We start from the raw sequence: 1,211 nt of genomic DNA on the forward strand, positions 1-1,211 counted from the left end.
TCATCCAGTCCCGGCTCGCGGCCGAGCTCCCGGGCGATGGCTCCGCCGTTGCCGCCGGGGGCCTGGGCGGGGCCCCGCTTCCCGACGCGCTGCACGAGGGGTTCGCCGCCGCGATGGGGCAGACCCTCTTCCTCCCCGCGGCGATCGCGGTGCTCGGCATGGCCGCCACCCTGTTCTTCCAGAAGCGCCAGCCCATCCGGGAGGACGTCGGGAGCCGTCGCTAGCGTCCGCTCCCCGTCTCGCACGCAGCGCCGCCCTCGCGCGCCCCACGGGGCGATCCGCGGGGGCGGCGCTGCGTGGCTAGCCGGCCGAGTCCTGTCGGGTCATCCCGAGCAGTTCGGCGAAGCGGGTGGCGGAGCCCGTGATCAGCTCGCTCAGCTCCCGGTCGTCCCGCGGCGCGGCGACGAAGCCCGGGGCCCAGCCGGCGGCCCCGCGCGTGCCGACGATCCGCTGCTCCAGGTCGTAGACGCCGAAGACGGTGTCCCGGCCCAGCTCCCGGGCGACTACGGCGGCGGTGAGCGCCGTGTTCGCGAGGGCGGACACCGCGATGAGGGCCTCGCGCATGTCGGGGGCGCGCATCGGATCAACGCCGGTCGCCCGCTCCAGCGCGACGACGGCCATCCGGATCCCGCCGAAGAGCGAGTCGACGATGCCGCGCAGCGGCGCGAGCCGCGCAATGGGCAGGTACTCGCTCGGGCTGAGCAGGGAGTCGACCGCGGCGGTGACGGCGCCGCAGTTCGAGTGCCCGACGATCGCGAAGACCTTGATCGTCGGCAGGTGATCGGCCGCGTAGTGCAGGCTGCCGATGCACTCGGAGCCCGGCACGTTCCCCGCGACGCGGACCACAAAGAGATCGTTCCCGGCGCGACCGAGCGTCAGCTCGATGGGAACCCGGGCATCCGAGCAGCTGAGGACGGCGGCGAAGGGCTCCTGGTTGAGGATCCCGTCGTCATCGGACTCGTGGACGACCCCGAAGGCCTCCGGATCGACGACGATCTCGAAGGGTCCCTCGCCCTCGCCGAGCCGCGAGAAAGCCGTGCTCCCCGCATCGAGCAGGGCCACCGCCTCCGCCGAGGTTTCGGCCAGCACGGGTGCGGGCTGTGAGGTGTCGGAGACCCATCGGATCTGTAGGACGCGGTCGTGTGATTCAGTTTCATTCCCCATAGCCACATCGTAGGGAGGGGGAGCCGAAAGGTCGAGGAATTCCCGCC

The 1,211-nt window shown here is 72.3% G+C and carries 1 protein-coding gene and 1 pseudogene; one reads left to right on the forward strand and one right to left on the reverse strand.

Annotated elements, in window-relative coordinates; translation table 11 throughout:
• A pseudogene (locus tag OOT08_RS10760) lies at positions 1-224 on the forward strand (MFS transporter); the annotation flags it as partial.
• Positions 225-300: 76 nt separating this feature from the next.
• Here the strand turns inward: OOT08_RS10760 and OOT08_RS10765 are convergent.
• A complete protein-coding gene (locus OOT08_RS10765; RefSeq protein ID WP_325092645.1) occupies positions 301-1,164 on the reverse strand; it encodes a carbonic anhydrase in 864 nt (287 codons plus the stop codon).
• Between the last annotated feature and the right edge of the window lie 47 nt (positions 1,165-1,211).

This window comes from Leucobacter sp. M11 (genome assembly GCF_035726885.1).
Taxonomy (GTDB): Bacteria; Actinomycetota; Actinomycetes; order Actinomycetales; family Microbacteriaceae; genus JAPFRB01.